Annotated in this window: 18 protein-coding genes and 1 pseudogene; 6 read left to right on the top strand and 13 right to left on the bottom strand. The window is 59.1% G+C overall.

Features of this window, described 5'->3' with window-relative positions:
• Nucleotides 1-8: 8 nt before the first annotated feature.
• Together V8J88_RS19040 and V8J88_RS19035 are read left to right on the top strand one after the other, a co-directional pair.
• A complete protein-coding gene (locus V8J88_RS19040) occupies nt 9-458 on the top strand; it encodes a DUF2147 domain-containing protein (protein ID WP_338845807.1) in 450 nt (149 codons plus the stop codon).
• A gap of 550 nt (nt 459-1008) precedes the next feature.
• Nucleotides 1009-1767 (top strand): hypothetical protein, encoded by a 759-nt coding sequence (locus V8J88_RS19035; protein ID WP_338845806.1) that lies wholly within the window; start codon nt 1009-1011, stop codon nt 1765-1767.
• 37 nt (nt 1768-1804) lie between these two features.
• Here the strand turns inward: V8J88_RS19035 and V8J88_RS19030 are convergent, their stop codons facing one another.
• The 10 genes from V8J88_RS19030 to gspG form a co-directional block, all read right to left on the bottom strand.
• Nucleotides 1805-2653, bottom strand: a complete 849-nt coding sequence (locus tag V8J88_RS19030; RefSeq protein ID WP_338845805.1) for an NAD(P)-dependent oxidoreductase — start codon at nt 2651-2653, stop codon at nt 1805-1807.
• A gap of 56 nt (nt 2654-2709) precedes the next feature.
• Nucleotides 2710-3549 (bottom strand): HDOD domain-containing protein, encoded by an 840-nt coding sequence (locus tag V8J88_RS19025; RefSeq protein WP_338845804.1) that lies wholly within the window; start codon nt 3547-3549, stop codon nt 2710-2712.
• Nucleotides 3546-3881, bottom strand: coding sequence for a hypothetical protein (locus V8J88_RS19020; protein WP_338845803.1), 336 nt, complete (start codon nt 3879-3881; stop codon nt 3546-3548). The genes V8J88_RS19025 and V8J88_RS19020 overlap by 4 nt, the downstream gene beginning before the upstream one ends.
• Nucleotides 3882-3956: 75 nt before the next feature.
• Complete coding sequence (locus tag V8J88_RS19015) at nt 3957-4427, bottom strand: type II secretion system protein (RefSeq protein WP_338845802.1); 471 nt, start codon at nt 4425-4427, stop codon at nt 3957-3959.
• On the bottom strand, nt 4424-6298 hold the full coding sequence (locus V8J88_RS19010) for a secretin and TonB N-terminal domain-containing protein (protein ID WP_338845801.1): 1875 nt from the start codon (nt 6296-6298) through the stop codon (nt 4424-4426). The genes V8J88_RS19015 and V8J88_RS19010 overlap by 4 nt, the downstream gene beginning before the upstream one ends.
• Nucleotides 6295-6735 carry a hypothetical protein gene (locus tag V8J88_RS19005; RefSeq protein ID WP_338845800.1) on the bottom strand — a complete coding sequence of 147 codons (441 nt, stop codon included), beginning with the start codon at nt 6733-6735 and terminating at the stop codon, nt 6295-6297. The genes V8J88_RS19010 and V8J88_RS19005 overlap by 4 nt, the downstream gene beginning before the upstream one ends.
• Nucleotides 6728-7324: a hypothetical protein gene (locus tag V8J88_RS19000; RefSeq protein WP_338845799.1), complete on the bottom strand. Its 597-nt coding sequence runs from the start codon at nt 7322-7324 to the stop codon at nt 6728-6730. Before V8J88_RS19000 ends, V8J88_RS19005 begins: the two co-directional genes overlap by 8 nt.
• Nucleotides 7309-8625, bottom strand: coding sequence for a hypothetical protein (locus V8J88_RS18995; protein ID WP_338845798.1), 1317 nt, complete (start codon nt 8623-8625; stop codon nt 7309-7311). The genes V8J88_RS19000 and V8J88_RS18995 overlap by 16 nt, the downstream gene beginning before the upstream one ends.
• Complete coding sequence (locus V8J88_RS18990) at nt 8612-10288, bottom strand: GspE/PulE family protein (RefSeq protein ID WP_338845797.1); 1677 nt, start codon at nt 10286-10288, stop codon at nt 8612-8614. Before V8J88_RS18990 ends, V8J88_RS18995 begins: the two co-directional genes overlap by 14 nt.
• A complete protein-coding gene (gene gspG, locus V8J88_RS18985) occupies nt 10285-10710 on the bottom strand; it encodes a type II secretion system major pseudopilin GspG (RefSeq protein WP_338845796.1) in 426 nt (141 codons plus the stop codon). Before gspG ends, V8J88_RS18990 begins: the two co-directional genes overlap by 4 nt.
• Between gspG and V8J88_RS18980 the strand changes: the two genes are divergently transcribed.
• A complete protein-coding gene (locus tag V8J88_RS18980) occupies nt 10709-10933 on the top strand; it encodes a hypothetical protein (RefSeq protein ID WP_338845795.1) in 225 nt (74 codons plus the stop codon). The two genes, gspG and V8J88_RS18980, sit on opposite strands and share 2 nt — an antisense overlap.
• 34 nt (nt 10934-10967) lie before the next feature.
• Here V8J88_RS18980 and V8J88_RS18975 read toward each other — a convergent pair whose 3' ends face one another.
• Nucleotides 10968-12032, bottom strand: a complete 1065-nt coding sequence (locus V8J88_RS18975; protein WP_338845794.1) for a PDDEXK nuclease domain-containing protein — start codon at nt 12030-12032, stop codon at nt 10968-10970.
• Nucleotides 12033-12740: 708 nt separating this feature from the next.
• Nucleotides 12741-14579 (bottom strand): SUMF1/EgtB/PvdO family nonheme iron enzyme, encoded by a 1839-nt coding sequence (locus tag V8J88_RS18970; RefSeq protein ID WP_338845793.1) that lies wholly within the window; start codon nt 14577-14579, stop codon nt 12741-12743.
• 183 nt (nt 14580-14762) lie between these two features.
• Here V8J88_RS18970 and V8J88_RS18965 point away from each other — a divergent pair.
• The 3 genes and pseudogenes from V8J88_RS18965 to V8J88_RS18955 form a co-directional block, all read left to right on the top strand.
• Nucleotides 14763-14995: pseudogene (locus V8J88_RS18965) on the top strand (IS4 family transposase); the annotation flags it as partial.
• Nucleotides 14996-15133: 138 nt separating this feature from the next.
• Nucleotides 15134-15619: a type VI secretion system amidase effector protein Tae4 gene (locus V8J88_RS18960; RefSeq protein WP_338849930.1), complete on the top strand. Its 486-nt coding sequence runs from the start codon at nt 15134-15136 to the stop codon at nt 15617-15619.
• Complete coding sequence (locus tag V8J88_RS18955; protein ID WP_338845792.1) at nt 15619-16191, top strand: hypothetical protein; 573 nt, start codon at nt 15619-15621, stop codon at nt 16189-16191. The genes V8J88_RS18960 and V8J88_RS18955 overlap by 1 nt, the downstream gene beginning before the upstream one ends.
• Before the next feature lie 459 nt (nt 16192-16650).
• Here the strand turns inward: V8J88_RS18955 and V8J88_RS18950 are convergent, their stop codons facing one another.
• Nucleotides 16651-19140: a M4 family metallopeptidase gene (locus tag V8J88_RS18950; RefSeq protein ID WP_338845791.1), complete on the bottom strand. Its 2490-nt coding sequence runs from the start codon at nt 19138-19140 to the stop codon at nt 16651-16653.
• Between the last annotated feature and the right edge of the window lie 118 nt (nt 19141-19258).

Here is a 19258-nt window from a genome sequence, read left to right as displayed (position 1 = left end):
ATAGAGAGATGAAACGCATTTTGATCACTACCCTGGCCGCCGCTTTGTTGACCCCGCTGGCGCCAGCCCTGGCAAACGACGCCAGTCCGGTCGGCCTGTGGAAAACCATCGACGACAAAAGCGGCAAGCCGCGTTCCCTGGTGCGCATTACTGAGAGCAATGGCGTATTGAGCGGCAAGATTGAAAAACTGTTCAAAGAGCCGGGCGAAGACGCCAACCCGAAATGCGATAAATGCGAAGACGACCGTAAAGACCAGCCCATCATTGGCATGGTGTTTATGAAGGGATTGAAAAAAGACGGTGAGGAATACAACGGCGGCGAAATCCTCGACCCGAATAATGGCAAGGTGTATCGCAGCAAGATTTCTCTGAGCGATGGCGGCAAAAAACTGAATGTGCGCGGCTATGTCGGCGCCCCGATGTTTGGCCGCACCCAGGTTTGGGTGCGCGCGGAGTAATTTTCCGCCTTTCCGCCTTTCAGCGTTTGCGTGTTGAGTGCTTGTGGAGAGCGGCGCAGGCCGCGAACGCAGCCGCTGCAAAGCGCAACCGCGTCTGCGGTCAAGGCCGTCTCTAGCGGGGGATGACTACCCCCGCGTCTTTGCATTAAGCGCATTGCTGCACCCCCGGCACAAGCCATTCTATGGTTGATCTGCAAGCAGTCTCGAATCGCTGAACAAACCGGAAGGATGGGGTGGTGGGAAGCGCTGCCAAATAAAAATTTCCATACGGAAATTTTATCGCAAGCGCTGACTGCATGTTTAAGCGGCCTATGCTAATCTTTCGGAAAATTGCAAGCGGGAAAAGCGCAGGAAAAATCCATTTGACTTTGCTTTTGCTTGCCCTAGAGTGAACACAGGCGGCCTGCGTGCGCAGGCCGGGTATAGACGAGCAGCACCGCTGACGCTGTGTCAGCACATGCGGCAAGCCGCCAAGGCCAAGCCGCTCGGGGAGTCGGATATGGCCGTGTCTTTTGCATCATCGGCAGCTTCTGCCGCAAGCTTGAGGCTTTTGCCGAATTTAAATCAGGAATTGAAAAATTCCGCCGCCAAGACCAATCGCGTCGATAACGGACGCAGCAAGGCGGAAGAGGATAAGGCGCGTGAGAGCGCCGCCAGCGGTTTGTCCGCCAGTCAGCAAAACACCTTGAATGGCGCGACCGAACGGGTGCGCGAGAAAAATGAAATCGGCAATGGCGCCAATGGCGTGAGCGGCACTTCGCGCGCCACGCAGGCCAAGACGGTGGATCAGAGCGTGCGCCAGAATCAGCAAAGCGGCGTGGCCGAAACCGCGTTCAAAGCGCAAAATGTGCGCGCCCAGCGCACGCTTGACGCGGCGCGGCGCGATGTCGTCAGCGCCCAGGCCAAGTTTGAAGATGCGCAGGAATTAAAGCGCGAACAAACCCAGCAGATCGCCTCCCAGCGCCAGCGCTCAGACGCCACCGCTTTTCAGCAGATCCGCGAAAAACAGGCGGTGCAGCAAACCGCTCAGCGCCAGCAAAGCGTGGAAGTGCAGCAGGCCAAATCCGGCGAGCGCCCGCAAGCCAGCGTCTTGAATGACAAGGTGCAAGCCCAGCGCGTGCAACAAACCCAGGAAAGCAATCAGGCCGCCAAGTACAAGGCGATTGCAGACGCCCAGTTCAAGGCGGATGTGAAGCGCAACGATGATTTATTGCGCGAAGCGGTGAAAGGCCCGTCCGAAGCGCAAAAAACCAAGCAGAACGGCGAAACTCCGGGCCGCATCGGGCAAAACATCAACATCCGCGCATAAAGCCGCTGCTGCGCCGCCGGCTGGCGGCGCGGCTTGATTATGCTGACGGCAACATCCCCGGCAGCGCATCCACAAAGAAATCCGCCTGCAATTTGGCGCCAGGCACGACATCGTATTTGGCCAGATCGCGCACACCGGCGGCGATTAACACCTCATCATCCAAAAAGAAATTGCCGCTGACTTTTTTCGCGTTCGCCGTCAGGATGTGCCAGGCGGCGTCGGCCATGATGTCCGGCTTGCGCGAGGCGTTCATCATTGCTTCGCCGCCGATTTCATTCGCCACGGCTGAGGTGGCGATGGTGGTGCGCGGCCATAGCGAATTCACCGCCACCCCGTATTGTTTGAATTCCGCTGCATGCGCCAGCGTGAATAAGCTCATGGTGTATTTGGCGATCATGTAATTTGGCCAGCGCCCAAACCATTTCGGATCATGCGAGAGCGGCGGCGACATGGTCAGAATGTGCGGATTGGCGGCTTGCCGCAGATAGGGCAGGCAGGCTTGGCTGCAGACAAATGTGCCGCGCCCGTTGACGCCGTGCATCAGGTCGTAGCGTTTGACCGGCGTGTCCAGCGTGCCGGTTAAGCGGATTGCGCTGGCGTTGTTGATCAGAATATCAATTCCGCCAAAGTGTTCGGCAGCGCGTGCTACGGCTTGCGCCACTTTTTCTTCATCGCGGATATCCAGCGCCAGCGCCAGCGCGCGCCCGCCGGCGGCTTCGATTTCAGCGGCGGCGGTGTGGATGGTGCCGGGCAGGCGCGGGTCGGGCGCATCGGTTTTGGCGGCAATCACAATATTGGCGCCATCGCGCGCTGCGCGCAGGGCAATCGCCAGGCCGATGCCGCGACTGCCGCCGGTGATAAACAGGGTTTTTCCTTGCAAACTCATAGCAGACTCCATGCGGCCATGCCGCTGCATATTAAAAAGCAAACGCTTGCTTAGCGTCAGCCCAGTAATATACGGGATACTTCGGCAGTCTGCATTTCTGTTTCGGCAAAAATCTGGTGTAAAGCCTCATCGCTTAAGCCCAGCGCATTCCAGGCGATGATGGAAACCGGCGGCACATGTTCGTCATCCACCTGGCATAAATCCAGGCCGTGCGAGATGCAATCGGCCAGATGCACAATCGCCGCCAGAAAGCCAGCCCCCGGCGCATCCGGCAAATGGTGGCCGGCAATCGCCAGCTGCAGGGTGCCGGATAAATGCCAGCGCTTGGCCAGGGCGACGCCGGCGGCGACATGATCCAGGCCCAGGCAAGCTTGTTCGGCGGCGATCCAGTGGCTATCGTGCTCCGCGCGCCATTGCACGACCCTGGCGTATTCTTCCGGGTATTGGCTGGCCAGAGCCAGCCGGCCAATATCGTGCAGCAGGCCGGCGGTGAATGCGTAATCCTGATTAAAGCGCAAGTGGCGCGCAATCGCGCGTGCGCACACCGCGCTGGAAATCGAGTGCCGCCAAAAGGCTTTGTAGTCAAAGGTGCGCAGCAAACCTTGTGGAAAGCAGCCGGTCAGGGCGGCGGCGATGATCAGGTTTTTGGTGGTGCTCATGCCCAGGAAGCTGAGCGCATGCGAAAGCGTGCTGACTTTGACCTGACGCGAAAAACAGGCCGAATTGGCCAGGCGCAGGGTTTTTGCGGTGAGCGCGGAGTCGAGCTGCACCTTGTGCGCAATCTGTTCCAGCGGGATGCTGTCATCGTCGATGCTGTTGAGCACATCCATCACCAGCGCCGGCAGCGAGGGCAGATCATCAATCTGCGCCAATATTTCTTCCGCAGTATGGCTCATGCTGGCTGCTCCGCCTGGTATTGATGTTTGCGCCAGGCTTGCAGGGCTTGTTTGAGCAACCCGCTGGCGTCATCCTCGCGCTGTGCGCGGAACAGGTATTCCAGCCGTTCCAGGCTGGTATGCAACAGCGCATCGGCATCGCCTGCGGCCTGTTCGGTGAATAAGATACTGAGCGCTCCCACCTGGCGGCGGCGCAAGCCTTGCAATAACTCTTCAGTCAAAACGGCGCCGGCTTGCAGCAGGACTTGGCCTTGCGCATTGCAGATCTGCTCCGCCGCCACCATGCCGGCTTGCACATCTTCGATTGCCAGATATTTTTGAATCACGCTCATGCAGGTCTCCTCTGCTTGGCCGCCCCTGGTGCGGGACGCATCATTTTTTCCATCATAGCACTTGCGCTTGCCGGCTCACCATTCTTTGAGCGCAATCCCGTTCAAACCGATTTTATTGGAGCGGGAGGCGATGTCATACACATCTTCACCTTCTTCCGGGCTGTGCGGCGGGCTGGCGTAGGCGCGTTTGAACCAGGTTTGCGCGGCTGGCAGGTCTGGATGGATGGCAAACGGGTCGCGCGGCACGCGCCGCAGAAAATACAGTTTGCGCCCATCCGGGCTGCGCAGATCGGGCACACCCTCGGCCAGCAGATCCAGGCTTTTCGGATAGCCCGAGGCGCCAGTCTTTTTTTCCACCCGCCCAGCGTCCGCCGCCAATTTATAGGCGTCGATCGCCTCGCGGATTTCGACCAGGGCGCGGCGCAATTCCTTTTCTTTTTCGCGTTGCGCCTGGATTTGCACCAGCGGCAGGCTGACCGTGGCCAGCAGGGCCAGCAGGCTCAACGTGACCAATAATTCGATCACGCTGAAGCCGCGCGCTGTCATTTAGCAGCCTCGGGTGGCGGCTCTGCGGCAGCCGGGGCCGCCTCTTTGCCAGCCTCAGCGCCGGGCGTCGCCGCTGGCGCCGCCGGCGCGCCTTTGCGCGGGGCCAGTGGCGGCAAACCGCTGCCGATCTGGCCGACCCTGGTTTCGCTGCCGGAGGGAAATTCCGCTTCCAGCGCATCCGGCCGGCGCAGGCTGCGCAAAATATGCGGCGTAATCGCCAACACGATTTCGCTGCGCTCATTGCTGTCTTTCTGACTGCCAAACAAACGTCCCAGCAAGGGCAATTCGCCCAGACCGGGCAAGCGGTTGCCGCTGCTGCGCTCTTCATCGCTGATCAAGCCGGCCAGGATCTGGGTCTCGCCATCTTTCAAGCGCAAAACGGTGTTCGCATTGCGGGTGCCGATTTGATAGGACTGGGTGCCGGATTTGCTGATGACTTCTTTCACCAGATTCGAGACTTCCAGATTGAGCTTGATCGCCACTTCCTCATCCAGATAGATATTCGGCTCGACTTCCAGCTTGACCCCGACTTCCACATACGTCACCGAATCAGAAACAAAGCCGGTGGCGGTGGAGGTGGTGGTGATCACCGGCACGCGGTCGCCTATCATGACGCGGGCTTTTTCTTTGTTGCGCACACGGATGCGCGGATTGGCCAGAATATTGGAATCGCCATCTTCTTTACGCGCATTGATGGTGGTGGCGCCAAGATTGAGATTGATGTTGTTGCTGTTGATATGCCGCAAATCCGACAGCAGCAATTGATTGCCGCCATTCGGTTTGGGAACGCCGGCTAAAGACAGGCTGGCGCCATCCGGCCAGCGAATGCCGAGTTCCAGCAGGCGCGAGCGTTTCACTTCCAGCACCTCCACCTCCAACATGACTTCGGGATCGGGCAGATCTTGCAGGGCGATGATTTTCTCCGCCATTTTCAGCATTTCCGGGGTGTCGCGCATGATGATCAGGCCCAGCCTTTCATCGGTGACAATATCGCGCGCTTTGAGCAGCGATTTGATGGTGTACGCCAGGCTTTTCACATCGCCATTGGCCAGCGCAAAGCTGCGCACATGCAATTGCTGATATTCCTTTTGTTTTTGCGCGCTGGCCGGATAGATCATCACCGTGTTTTCATTCACCACGCTCATTTCCAGTTGATTGCCGGACAGCAGCATGCGCAAAGCATCTTCCAATGCGACCTGGCGCAATTGGATGCTGGCGCGCTGATCCGGTTTGACATCGCGCTCAAAATAGAAATTCAAGCCGCTCTGGCGCGCCAACAGATCGAAAATCGCGCGCAAGGGCGCATCGCGCAATTCCAGGCTGACCGGTTTGCGGAAACTGGCGGCCAGCTTTTGTTCCGTTGCCGGCAACTCTTGCGCCAGACGGGCCTTGAGTTGCAAAGCCTCACGCTGGCGCGGGTTTTCCAGCAACACCAGACGCAATATTTCACGCACCTGGGCGGCGGCGCGCGCGCCCTGGGTTTGATACAGTTGTTGCGCTTGTTGCACTTGCTGCTGCTGGCGCTGTTCCATGCGCAGCGCTTCCAGTCCCTGGCGTGCGGCCGCATTGCCGGCCTCGATTTGTTCCACCGCCTGATAAGCGCTCTGCGCGCGCGCCCATTCCTGCTGCGCGCGCGCTTGCGCCGCTTGCTGCAGCAAATTGCCGATCACCGCAGCGCGCTGGCGCGCCAGGGTGATGCGGTATTGCGCATTGCCGGGGTGCTGGCGCACCGCTTCCTGCAATTGCGCCAAACCTTGTTGATATTCGCCGGCGGCCAGCAGGCGCTCGCCTTCCCGATACGCGTGATTGCTGGCGCAGCCCAATAATGCCAGACTGCAAAACCAGCTGAGGATTGCGCGCTGTGCCTTCAATTCATGTCTCCCGGCTTCAAAATCTGTTCTTGCCGCAGTGGCAAATACACAAAATGCAATTGATTGCCCTGCGCTTTTTGCAACACATAATGCGGATCAATTTGCTGCCCGCTTTGCACGCTCAGAAAGCGTGTCCCGTGTTGCAGTAAAAAATAAGTCACGCCATCCTGCTGCAATTGCCCCAGGTATTGAAAGGGCAGGGGCGGGGCCAGCGGCGGGCTTGCTTTCGGTTTTTTTTGGCGCGCCGCCGGTTGCTGCGGCGCCTGCGCCTGCGGCGCGCTCGCGCTTGGCGCCTCAGGCGCGACGCCAAACAGCGTGGCGTCCCACGGCGCCTGGTTTTTACGCGGCGGCGGCGCACTGGCCGGAGCCGTGCCGGCCGCCTGTGCGGCCCCGGCCAGCGTTGCGCACAGCAGGAGCAGGCGCGGCCCCTTATTCATGGCGGCTCCGCTGGCGGACTGGCTGTGGATTGATGATCAGGCTCAATTGCAGACGCACTTCGACTTCATCGGTGTCGCTGCTGGCGCGCCGCACTTGCAGATTATCGAGCGCCAGCGCCGGCATTTCCTCCATAGCGGTTTGCAAAAAACGCAGCAATTTGCCATAGCTGACATGCAGTGGCAGGGTGATTTGCCAGCGTTGCAAGGTGCTGTTGGTGAGTGTGCTTTGGCGATATTCCGCTTGCGGCAGCGGCACATCCTGTTCAGCGGCGATTTCCAGCAGGCGGCGCAGTTGCTGCGGCGCGCTGGCGTGTTGCGGCAGGGTTTGTTCAAAGCGCTGGATTTGTTGCGCCAGATCGGGCGCGTTGAGGTGTGCGCGCAGCGGCGTTTGCGCGGCCTGTGTCATGGCTTGTCTTTGCTCGCGCAGCAAATGGCCGCGCCAAGCCAACAGCGCCGCCGCCAGCAGCAACGGGGCGGCCAACAGCGCCCAACCGCCATGCAGCCACAGACGGCGCCAGGCGTAGCGCCAGCGCGCCATGCGTTCCGCCAGTGCGCTTTGTGGCGGGACAGGTTTCAGGATTGCCACCATAACTCCATTTGAAAAAGAATCAGGCCATCATCGCGGGTTTCGTGTTTTTGCAATTCGATGCGTTTAAAGCGTCCCTGTTCTTCGAGCCAGGCCAGATATTGCATCATGTGCGCGCTGTTTTCGGCTTGCGCTTGCAATTGCAGGCGCTGGCGTGCTTCGCTGGTGCTCAAATCCAGTCCCAGCGCCGCTACTTTGACATCGCGCGGCGCGCGCAAAGCCAGCAGAATATCCGGCAGCGGCAAGGCGAGTTGATGCGCGGCCTGACGCACGGCGGCGGCTTGCTGTTCCAGCGCGCGTTGTTGCTGTGCGTTGCGGCCTGCCTGCGCCTGAACCGCCGGGGCTAAGATTTGCACCTGCTTATGGGCTTGTTGCAAAGCGCTTTTTTGCTGGCCCCAATCGAGGGCGGCGGCCAGCAGCAGTGCGGCCGCCGGGGCCAGCCAGGGCCAGGCTTTGCCGGCGCCGGGCGCTTCCCCCCAATCGGCGTCGCCGCTGTCCGGTTTGCGTTGCGCCAGCAGGCAGGCGTAGTCCGCATCCAGCCAAGCCGGTCCTGGCGGCACATGAAAAAACGGCGCTACTGTTACGACGCTCGCGCCGTGCTTGAGATCCAACAGCGGAATGTGACGCGCCTGCGCCAATTCGGGATGACGCAGGCAGGCGCGGCGCCAGAATGCGGGCAAGAATTCGGACAGCTGGCTGGCGTTCAGATATTCCGCATGCAGCGCCTGCAGCAAGCCGTGTTCTCCTTGCAGCAGGCAGAGCCGATCATCTTCCACCAGCAGCGCCAGGCGCAGACGGCGCTGGCTTTGGCGCAAAGCGCGCCAGGCATGCGCGCTTTGCGCTTGCACTGAGCTTAAGCGCAAGCCGTGTTTGTGCGCGAAATCCTGCAGCGCGGCCAGCAAATCGCTGCGTATGCCGTACAGCAGGCGCGGCTGCCCATACGCGCCATCGACGCAGCGCAAAGCCCAGTCTGCGCTTTGACCAAACACGGCGGCGAATTGCGCCTGCATGAAGCGGGTCGCGCTGTCTTGCTGCAGCAGCGCATCGCTCCAGGGCAGGCGCAAACTGGCGCACCAGCGGCTGCCCAGGCTGATTTGCAGCGCGCAGCCGGGCGGCAGCGGCGCGCCATTTTGCAAATGCGCCTCCAGCAGGGCGATTAATTCCGGCCAATCGCCGCCTTCCGCCTGCGGCTTTGCGCGCCAGGCGCTGTCGGCTTGCAAGCGGCCACGCCGCCACAGCGCGCAAGCGACGCTGCCGGCTTGCAGCGCCACACACAGCCGCACGCTGCTTTCAATAAGTGACACGATTGAGCTCCTGCAAGGTGGTTTCGCCGCAGCGCACCAGATCCAGCGCGGCCTCACGCGCCGGGCGCAAACCGAGTTTTGCGGCTTCTTCACGCATACGCAGCAGCGGCGCACGGCTGCTGATCATTTCGCGCAGCGCATCATTCAACTCCAACACTTCTGCGACTGCTTTGCGGCCTTTATAGCCGGCGCCACGGCATTGACCGCAACCGCGTCCGGCGCGGAATTGCCAACCCTGCACCTGTTCCGCGCACAAACCGCTGGCTTGCAATTCCGCCGCTGTGGGCGGCGCCGGGGCCGCGCAATGCGGGCAATTGATACGCAGCAAGCGTTGCGCCACCACCCCGTTCAAGGCTGCGGCAAAGCTGTAAGAATCCACCCCCATATGCAAAAAGCGCCCCACCACATCAAATACATTGTTGGCGTGCACCGTGGTGAACACCAGATGGCCGGTCAGTGCGGCTTGCACGGCGATTTGCGCAGTTTCATCATCGCGGATCTCGCCCACCATGATTTTGTCGGGGTCATGCCGCAAAATCGAGCGTAAGCCGCGCGCAAAGCTCAAGCCTTTTTTTTCATTCACCGGGATTTGCAATACTTTTGGCAGGCGGTATTCAACCGGGTCTTCAATCGTCACAATTTTGTCGTGCCCGCTGTTGATCTCTGTCAGCGCGGCATACAGCGTGGTGGTCTTGCCTGAGCCGGTCGGGCCTGTCACCAGCAACATGCCGTGCGGTTTGCCGGCCAGGCGCCGGATCAGACTGATCGCATCCGGATTCAAGCCCAGATGTTCCAGGCGCAGGCTTTGGCTGGCTTCGCCCAGGGTGCGCCGGTCCAGCAGGCGCAGCACCGCATCCTCGCCGAAAATATTCGGCATGATCGAGACGCGGAAGTCGATTTCACGTCCCTTCATGCGCACTTTGAAACGCCCGTCCTGCGGCACGCGGCGCTCGCCGATATCCAGTTCGGCCATAACTTTGATGCGCGAAATGATCTGTTCCGCCAGATGCATGCCTTGCGCCTGTCCCGCCGGCAGCAATACGCCATCGATGCGGTATTTGATATTCAAGACCCCGGCTTCACATTCCAGGTGAATATCGGAAGCGCCGAATTTGAGCGCGTCATACAGGGTGGAATTCACCAGCCGCACCACCGGCGAGGCATCTGCACTGATGCGCGCTAAGGAAATATCTTCGACCCCGCTTTCCTCATCCGGCAAGCTGTCGTCATCGCGCAAAATATCCTGCATCGCCTGCTGCGCGTTTTCCTGCTGCTGCAGCCAGGCGCTGATATCCTGCCGGTGCGCCAGACAGAGTTGAAACGGGCCGCGCACCTGTTGCGCGGCCCAGTCCGGCAAATCGGTGTTAAACGGATCGGCGATCACCAGCAGCGGGCTGGCGGCGTCGGCTTGGCGCAGCAAAATGCATTCCTGTTGCGCGCAGCGGGCGAAGGGGAGTAAATCAAAGGCGGGTGCGGCGGCTTGCAGTTGTTGCATGTCCAGCGCAGGCCAGGCAAACAGGGCGGCCAGGGCGCGCACAAATTCCGGCGCGGCCAGGCCGGACAATTCTTCCAGCAAGGCCAATTGCGGCCGCCCCTGCGCCAGCGCAGCGTCGCGCGCCTGCTCCAGCAGCGCCGGGCTGAGCGTGGCCGCGCCTTGGTTCATTTGAAGCTGATGTCGGCGTTATCGCCTTCTCCGCCGGCTTGTCCGTCTTTGCCGTAGGACAGCAGATCAAAATCAGCGCCATTGCTGCCCGGCATGCGGTAGATGAAGGGTTTGCCCCAGGGATCGTTGGGCAGCGCTTTGCTCAGATACGGGCCGCTCCATTTGCTTTCTTCGGCGGGTTTGGTATTGAGCGCCGCCAAGCCTTGTTCCGTGCTGGGATAGTGCCCGGTGTCGAGGCGGTAGGTGTCGAGCGCTTTGGCCAGGGCTTCGATTTGCACCTTGGCGGTCTTGGTTTCGGATTTGCCGAGCTGGCCGAAAAAGCGCGGGCCGACAAACGCCGCCAGCAAACCGATGATGACCATCACCACCAATAATTCCAGCAGGGTGAAGCCACGGCGGGCTGACAGGGGGGATGTTTTCATGATGGGCAGTCTCCAGATAGTGGCGCGCAACGTTTTCATGCTGCGCGGATGCAGACTGGAAATGATAGCAGAATGGAGTGTGGGCGCGGCTGTTGTGCGCACAGCTTTTGCCGGCGCGGCCTGGGCAAAATATGCCAGTACGGCGCAAATCCCGCGCACGCAGCCTGCCGCCGGCAGATGGCAAAAATCAATGGGGTCAGACTCAAAGGAATCAATGGGGTGAATCAATGGGGTCATGAGAATTGAAATCAATGGGGTCAGACTCGATTGATTTCACCATTGATTTCAGGCTCAAATTGTGCGATAGCGGCCAGCTCAGCTTCCAGCATTTCGATGCTGGGCAAGGCTGAAACCAGGGTGGCGGGCAAGGCGCGTGTCAGTTCGTAGCTTGCGATGCCGATGGGTTTATCAATCCCGCGCAGTGCGTATTCGGCCAGCACATTATCTTTGCCCTGGCACAAAATCAGGCCGATGGTGGGCGCATCTTGCGGGTGGCGCAGGGTGTCGTCCACCACATTGCAATAGAAATTCAGTTTGCCCGCATATTCCGGCTTGAACTCGCCGCGCTTGAGTTCAATCACCATATAGCAGCGCAGTTTCAGATGGTAGAACAGCAAATCCGGATAGAAATCGCTCTCGCCCACACGCAAATGGTATTGCCGCCCGACGAAGGCGAAGCCCTGTCCCAGTTCCAACAGGAATTTTTCCAGGTGGGCCAGCAAGCCGGTTTCCAATTCACGCTCATGGAAGCGGGCTTCGAGGGTTAAAAAATCAAAAATATACGGGTCTTTCAGCGCCTGCTGCGCCAGATCGGATTGCGGGGAAGGCAGGCGCTGTTGGAAGTTGCTGATGGCTTGGCCTTGGCGACGATGCAAACCACTTTCAATTTGCAACTTGAGTATATTGCGGCTCCAGCCGTGGGCCAGCGCTTGTTCCATATACCAGAAGCGGCTGGCCTCATCTTTGATGGTCTGCATCAGCAAGACATTGTGCGCCCAGGGCAATTGGGCAACCAGTGGTTGCCCAATTAAGTCCGTGCTGAATAAGTCTGGATAAGTGTTATAAAACTGATCCATCAATTTTAAATTCCGCTCAGAAAACCCTTTCACCTCAGGTAATTCATTGCGGATATCTTGCGACAGTCGGGGGATGACGCCTTTACCCCAGCCTTCCTGATCTTGCCGCTCAGCCAATAATTGGCCGATATGCCAATACAGCCGGATCAATTCGCTATTGACCGCCTGCATCGCGCGCGTTTGCGCGTGTGCGATGCGGCTTTTAATTTCGCTTAAGAGACCGCTATAGTTGGCAAGTTCGCTCATGCTGCATCCTATTTTCTTTGCATCAATTGGGCAACAGGCGCTTGCCCAATTGGCTTTGGCGCGTGCCGCATTGCTTTCTGCCGGCCAATTTTGCCACAGCTGTGGCAAAAAGCCGGGGATGCTGGCGGGCTTTGCAGGGCAATCGCATCAAGGTTTAACTTGCCGCCAGCCGTTTCCACATCTAAGCCAAGCAGCGTTTTGTATTGCCGCATCCCGCTCCCGCTGCATAGTTTCGCACCCAAAGGCCTGATTTTGGCCCACAGCGTTTGCTGCGCAGGGGCGGACCGGCAGGTCGCCCGCAAACTTCGCAGACGAAAAACCGTGTTGCTGGCATATCAATAAGCAAGCCACAGCACAAAACCCGGCGCCAATTTAAACCACCCGGCTTCATGCGATTGCCCTGGCGGGCTTTGCCAATCGCGCCCGCCGCTGCGGGTTTGCTGCGGGTTTGTTGATTAGGCCTTGCCGGCGCGCGGCTTTTTCGCCTTCGCAGGCGCGGCGCGCTGGGCCTGGATGCGCGCGAGCAAGGCGCTGAGGGTTTCGTCTTTGTGCGAAAGCGTGAAATGATCCCCGGCAAGCCGGGGATAAAACGGGAAAAATCTTGAAAACCGCAAAACCTTAAAACCGGAAAACCCTTGAAAACCCCAACACCGTGAAAACCGAAAAAGCAACCCGGAAAAGCACTGGCCCCAGGCGCGCTGCGCTTGCCTAGGGCTGCCTTGACCTGAGGGCCACACGCCAACCGATACCGTCGTTCAGCCAGTCCGGCCAGTACCCGGTCCGGTCGGCGGCGCGCGCGTTCAGCGCGTAGACGCGCCACGAACCACCACGCAGCACCCGCCAGCCTTCCTCATCCAGTTTTGGCGCCAAGGCTTGCGCTAAGCCCGGATCTTCGACCAAGCCTTGCCCCAAATTTTCCACATACCCATCCGCACACCACTCCCACACATTGCCATGCATTTGGTACAAACCCCAGCCATTCGCCGGCAAGTCTTTGACCGGCACAGTCTTTTGCCGGTACAAGCCCTTGGCTGCATTTTTATAGGGATGGTTGCCTTCATAATTCACCACGCCAGGATGAATATTGTCGCCAAAGGAAAACGCTGTTTGGCTGCCAGCGCGGCAGGCATATTCCCATTCCGCTTCTGTCGGCAGGCTGGGCAGGCATGCGGGCAGTAAAGCAGCCAACTTGCGCACGCAGGCTTGCACATCCAGCCAACTGACGTTCTCCACCGGATGTTCCGGCCCGCCGCCATTAGCTTGATTGAAATGGCTGGGATTATTCCCCATCAGCGCCTGCCACCAAGCTTGGGTGAAGGCGGTATCGGCCAGCCAAAAACCCTGGCTGATGCTGACCCAATGCTGGGTTTCATTATCTTGTCTATCTGCCTCATCCGCTGACGAACCCATCAGAAACGCCCCGGGTCGAATATAGCGGAAAGCCTGGGTCAAGACGCGCGACAGCGTCATTTCCGCCAGCAAACCCACTTCATCACGCTTTAAAACAAAGCTGCTGATTTGCAGTCCGCCCACTTTGGGAAAAGGCGTGTCAGCCTGACACAATACCTGCGGAAAATTGTCATCCAGAGGCATTGGAAGCCATTGCGGCGCGCCCCAGGGCACGGGGAGTAAGACGTGATCGCCTTTGCGCTGCAAAGCCCAGGAGGGACATGGCGCAGGCGTGCTGGCGGGTATGGGCGCCGGCGCTGGCGAAGGTGGATTTGGCGCAGATGCCGGCGGCGCGGCTGTGACCAAGGGCGCAGCATGCGCCACCTGCTGCGCGCTGCCCTCCTGCTCTTGATACAAACCCGGCGCCCGCAACATCTCCAACACCACGCGCGCCGCATTCGCTGCCGCCTGCTGTTGCCATTCCTCTTTCTTGCCCTGGTTTTTATCATGGCCCCAGTCGCAAATCGCTTTCACCACCAGCCAATCGACTTTGCTGCGCCCGGCGCTGGCGTATAAGCCGCTGCCTTCCATTTCGCCACCGATGGCTTCGCTAAACAGCGCTTGCAGGCTGTTGCGGTAATCCAGATTGTCCACCAGCTTTTGCCCGGACAGCAGCAGTCCGATGCGCAATTTGGGCCAGCCGCCCGGCAGGCGCTGTTGTATGGTGTTCACACTGCGCACCCGGTTCAACAGCCGGTGCGCCGCGCCCGGTTTGTCGCCGCGCGGGGTCAGGCTGCCATCTTGATTGAGCCGGCCCAATTCATATTCCTGCAACTGGCTGGACACCAGCACATCGCCTATCTTTTGCTTGCTTTCATCCATGCCAAAAGCAATCCCGACCGCAATCAATGCTTGCGGCTGCCAATGGTTGATTGCATCCTGCGCACGCTGCGCCGCCGCGCCTATGCCGCCGGCGCCCATTTCGCTGATGCTCATCAAGACCCGGTTGCCGCCATGCTGGCCCAGCTCAAAATAATCCACCCCGCCGCGCGCACAGAGCTGCGGGGCCTGCCCGGCCGGCAGGAAGGCGTCAAACACGGCATGGGTTTCATGCTCGTTGACTGTGAGTAAAACAATGAGCGGCGGCTGGCTGGTCATGGCGCGAAGCGGGCTGTTCGTGACACAGGTATTAAATCATGAAAAACCGGGCAGGTCAGGAATATGGCGGGGATTCCACATGCTTTTCATTTTGCCATGCGCTCGTTTGTCATCTTTCTGTGTGCGGGGAGCTGCGCGCAATTCAATTTGGGCTTACCTCTTGCTTGGCTGGTACGCGCCAAGCACACTTGCGCCGGCGAGTCGCTGGGCCGGATCGAATTCGTTCTGCCGGCACGCCCTGACGTGGAATCGCGCACGGTGCGCCAACAATTGTGGGCGCGGCGCATTGAACTGCCTGCAGGTAAAGGGGAGACCATCAGCGTGACTTGCGTCGTGGCGCGCGAATACGTGCGCCCGCCGACATTAAATCGATCGAATGGCGTCTGCTAACCCATCGAGAAGCGAGCACCTGTGCGCGATCAGATAGACATGACTCAGGCAAGATATTCCCGCTTGGAAATCTTTACCTTGAGAAATATATAATTTGTACTTTTTCGCCTGGATCAGTTTTTTTCATATATGCTTCCCGCATCGCATTTATCCGGGAGCAGGAAATGTCTGAAGAGAAGACCGAAACATTGTTTGATCAATTGTGGCGCAACCATCCTTCCTTGCAAGCCACGCCGGATACCTCACCTTGCAAAAATAAAGATGGCGCTGCCAATTTTGAAAATCAATGTGCGATCCGGATGGGCGTTTGCCTGAGCAATGCCGGGATCAGTCTGGCAAGTTTTCGCGGCGCTTGTTGCTGGCACAATCATGGGCGCAAGCATTTTTTACGTGCCGAAGAAATGATGCTTTGGCTCAATCGGAAAGGCTCGCCATTCGGCGCTGCGAATATCTCAAAACGCGACAAAAATGGTCTGCAAAAGAGCGCCACTGATTACGCGGGCAAGCGCGGGATTGTGGTGTTTCGCAATTTTTGGGGCAGCAATAATCAGGGCGACCATATTGATTTGTGGGACGGCGCGAATATGGCCCAAGGTAACAACAGTTACTTTAATAAATCGCAGGAAATCTGGTTTTGGGAGATGGACTGATGAAACGCCTGCCACTGAGATGCGCATGGTTTTTGTTTTGCCTGTCTGCATCCGCCATTGCGCATGCGGCAAGCCCATCTGAACCCGTGCAAGCCGCTGTGACAGAACACCAGATAGCCGGCTATCGCATCCGTTTGCACAGCACAGACGGGCAAGCCTGCCAAGTCGAATATCACAGCCCGCAGGCCAAGGGCGAAGCCCGTATGCTTGCGCTGGATTTGCAGGCGCCGTGCAGATTGCTGACGTGGCAGGGGCCGCCGCCGCGCAAGACCGGCGGGCCTAAGAGCGCGCAAGCGTTGGGCAAGCGCGGCGAAGCGCAAGCCTGGCGCTATCCGGATGCGGGCAATGTCATCGCGCTTGCGGTGATTGGCGATGCGCCGGATGCAGCGCTGCAAAATTCGTCTTTGTACCGCTTACGCCAGTCTCAAGGCATGCACTGCGCTGGCAGTCTGCAGGGCCTGCTGCTGTATCCCGCTGAGATCAAAACCAGCGCTGTGCAGCGGCAAAGCGGAGTGTTTTGCCTGGAAATCGGGCTGGAAGAGAAAAATTTTTGGCTGTTGGCCCACCCTTGATAAGCCAAGAATCCATGGGGGCAATGGGGCAGGATTGGCCTGATTGGAAGTCATCCGGCTTTTCTGTCGCCGCTTGCGCTTAGTGGATGAATGGCCGATTCTGCCGCGCTTCACGGCCCCAAACACGCCAGCGCCGCATCAAAATCAAATTGCTGTGGATCAATGGGGTCAGACTCGATTGATTCCCTGCTATCGCATCCATGCAAGCCGGTAAGGTGCGTTGCAGCAGGCGTGCGGGAAGCGCGGGGCGCCGCTCTTCATGATGTTTCCCCGGCTGCGCCGGGAATGGCGGCAAACCACCCTGTCAGGCTGCGCCTGCCCGCCTCCGCAGGAGGGAATTTTTGCTGCGGCCGGCATACGCCAGACGCAGTGAGCGCAAAAAACCGGCCCGCAGAACGGGCCGGAAAACCACCACGATGGGCAGCAATGCTGCCCAAGGCTCAGCTCATGACAATAAAATCAATTCGCCTTCAGGCTGACAGCGTCGATCACAAAGGACGTCGCATTGCCCACATTTTCAGTTTCAGTGAAATGCACGCGCACGGTCTGGCCTTTGAATTCGGTGATGTCAAACTCGCGTTTGACATAGCCGTTGCTCTTGTCCAGATTGCTGTAGTTGGCCAGGGTGCGCAAGATGTTGTTGTTGGCGTCGCGGATCGTGATGCTCATCTTGTCGATTGGCGTAGCGGCGGTTTCAGCGGTCAGGATGTTGAGTTGCAGGGTCAACTTCAAGCGCGCCGCATTCACCGGCAGGGTCACGGTTTGGTACAGATTTTCCGTGATCGCAGCCGCATTGCCGCCCATCCAGGCATTCACTTTGCCTTCGTAAGCCGGGAAGCGCGACCAGGTGCCGATATCGCCGGTGTTGCCGGCCCAGTTCACTGTGCCTTGCTCAAAGCCGCCGTTTTTCATCACTTCCATATCGCCAGGCGAAGTGGTGACGTTCAGGGTCGCGGTGTCGCTGGTCAGCACTGCGCCGGCGTTATCGCGCGCCACAGCGTGAATGCGGGAATTGAAATCCGCGCCAGTCGCCGCGAAAGTCCAATTGGAAGCGGTGGCGCCGGACACTGCCTGGCCATTCTTATACCATTGGATTTGATACGGCGCGCTGCCGCCGCGCACCACAAAATTAAAGCTGGCATTGCTGCCGAACATCACGCTTTGGCTTTGCGGCTGGCTTTGAATACGGAACGGAGTCGGGCCTTCGTCCATGTCCTCGCCCACATTGATGGCGGCGTAGGCGCGGGTGACTGCGATTTCTTCCTTGCTGCCGGCGCCATACAGCTCTTGCGCGGATTGAATCATCTTGGCGCGTGCGTCGGCATAGTCGGAGCTGGCGGTCAGCTTGGTGGTCAGGGTCTTGAACCAGATGCGGAACGCTTTGTCGTTGCCAATGCCGCTCATGGCCGCCGGCGAACCGGTCAGGAAGGAGCTGTACGCTTCGCTATTGCTGTCTGCGCTGGAGCCTTGCGAGAGGAAATAGAACATGCGGTTATTCGGGCCGCTGCTGTAGTGCACGTCCAGATTGCCAATCGAGCTGCTCCATGCGTCCGGGCTGGAGCCATCTTTGGACGGCTTGCGCATGAAACGCAGCGCCACGCCGTTGCGGGCAATTTCGCGCCCCACTTCCCAGTCATTGCCGGTAGCCGGAATTGTCGTGCCGGTACCGCCGGCGCGCGCATACGCTTCCACCATATCACCCATGATGTCAGAGGCCGATTCGTTCAGACCGCCGGATTCGCCGGCATAGGTCAGATCGGAAGTGGCGGCGGTCACGCCGTGGCCCATTTCGTGGCCAATCACGTCAATCGAGCTTAAGGAGTAGAAATAAGACGCGCCATCGCCGATGAACATGCACTTGCAAGCGTCGGAGTAGTACGCGTTTTCATAGTTGTTGTTGACGTGCACATTGATGTAAGTCGCGGTGTTTTGACCGTCCAGCGACTTCCAGCCGAACACATTGTTCAGCGTGTCATAGGTGTTCATCAAACCCCACAGCGAGCTGACCGCAGCGGTCTGGCCGTTGGCGTTGGTGGTCGAGCCGCCCGGAATGTATTGCTGGCCATCGCCCCAGACATTGCTGCTGTTGACATACACTTCGCCCGCGTTGGACGTGTGGTTGGCGTTGGTGATCGCCATTGCGCCGAAGCGGCCGCCCGTGCCGCGCGAGCCGTCGATCATCTTGTATTGGCCGTTTTCAAACGTGGTGTTGATTGGCACCGTGCCGTTGTATTGGCTGCGGCCTTCGCCCACCACGCTGTGCATGGCGGAGATTTGTTGCACCACGCGGCCATCTTTGGCGCTGATCAAGAGATCCCACAAAGCCGGACGGCCATTTGCTTCCATGCGCGCTTTGACCAGATACACCAGCTCATGGCCGGCCACCACGGTGCGCAGATCGGTTGCGCTCAGCGCTTTTTCCGGCTTGTTTGCAGCGGCGGGAATGCGTTGACGCAGGGTTTTCGGGTAGATCATCAATTCGGCTTGCGGTTGTTCCATATGCTTGCCGCCCGGCGCGATGCGTTTGACAGCGATCGCGATCGCTTCTTCGCTGCTTAACTTCGGAGTGGTGTCAAACAATTTGCCTTCGCTGGCGCTCAGGCTGGCGCCGGCGCGCAGCAAAGCGCCACGGCGCTCACCATCTGCGCGGCTGAGGATCTTGCCGCCTTTATTCAACACCACCACGCTTTCAGACTGCCATACGCGCAAGCCCTGATGGGTGTGCGCTAAGCGCACAATCTTGGTTTCGCCAGCGCCTGGGTGCTGACGCGTCACGGCAAAGCTGTTGTATTCATCCAGCCCTTGCGCGCTGCGCAGCTGTTGGATCAATTCTTGTTGTTGTTTGTAAGCCAGGGTCGGCACAGGGGCGGACATCAGCGTCGGGGCGGCTTGGGCGGACAGGGTTGCCAGCGCAATCGAAGCGGCCAGCAGGGACAAACGCAGTTTCATGTGGTCTCCAGATTTTGGGGGAATTCGACGGGCGCAAACACACATTGCAACCTAGCTTTTTATGGCTTGGTGGCGAAGGAAAAAGGCGGTGGCAGAGTGCAAAAATGCCCGGCGGAGG

Origin of the sequence: Massilia sp. W12 (genome assembly GCF_037300705.1) — a bacterium.
Lineage (GTDB): Bacteria > Pseudomonadota > Gammaproteobacteria > Burkholderiales > Burkholderiaceae_D > JACPVY01.
This window is presented reverse-complemented; position numbering and strand designations above follow the sequence as displayed.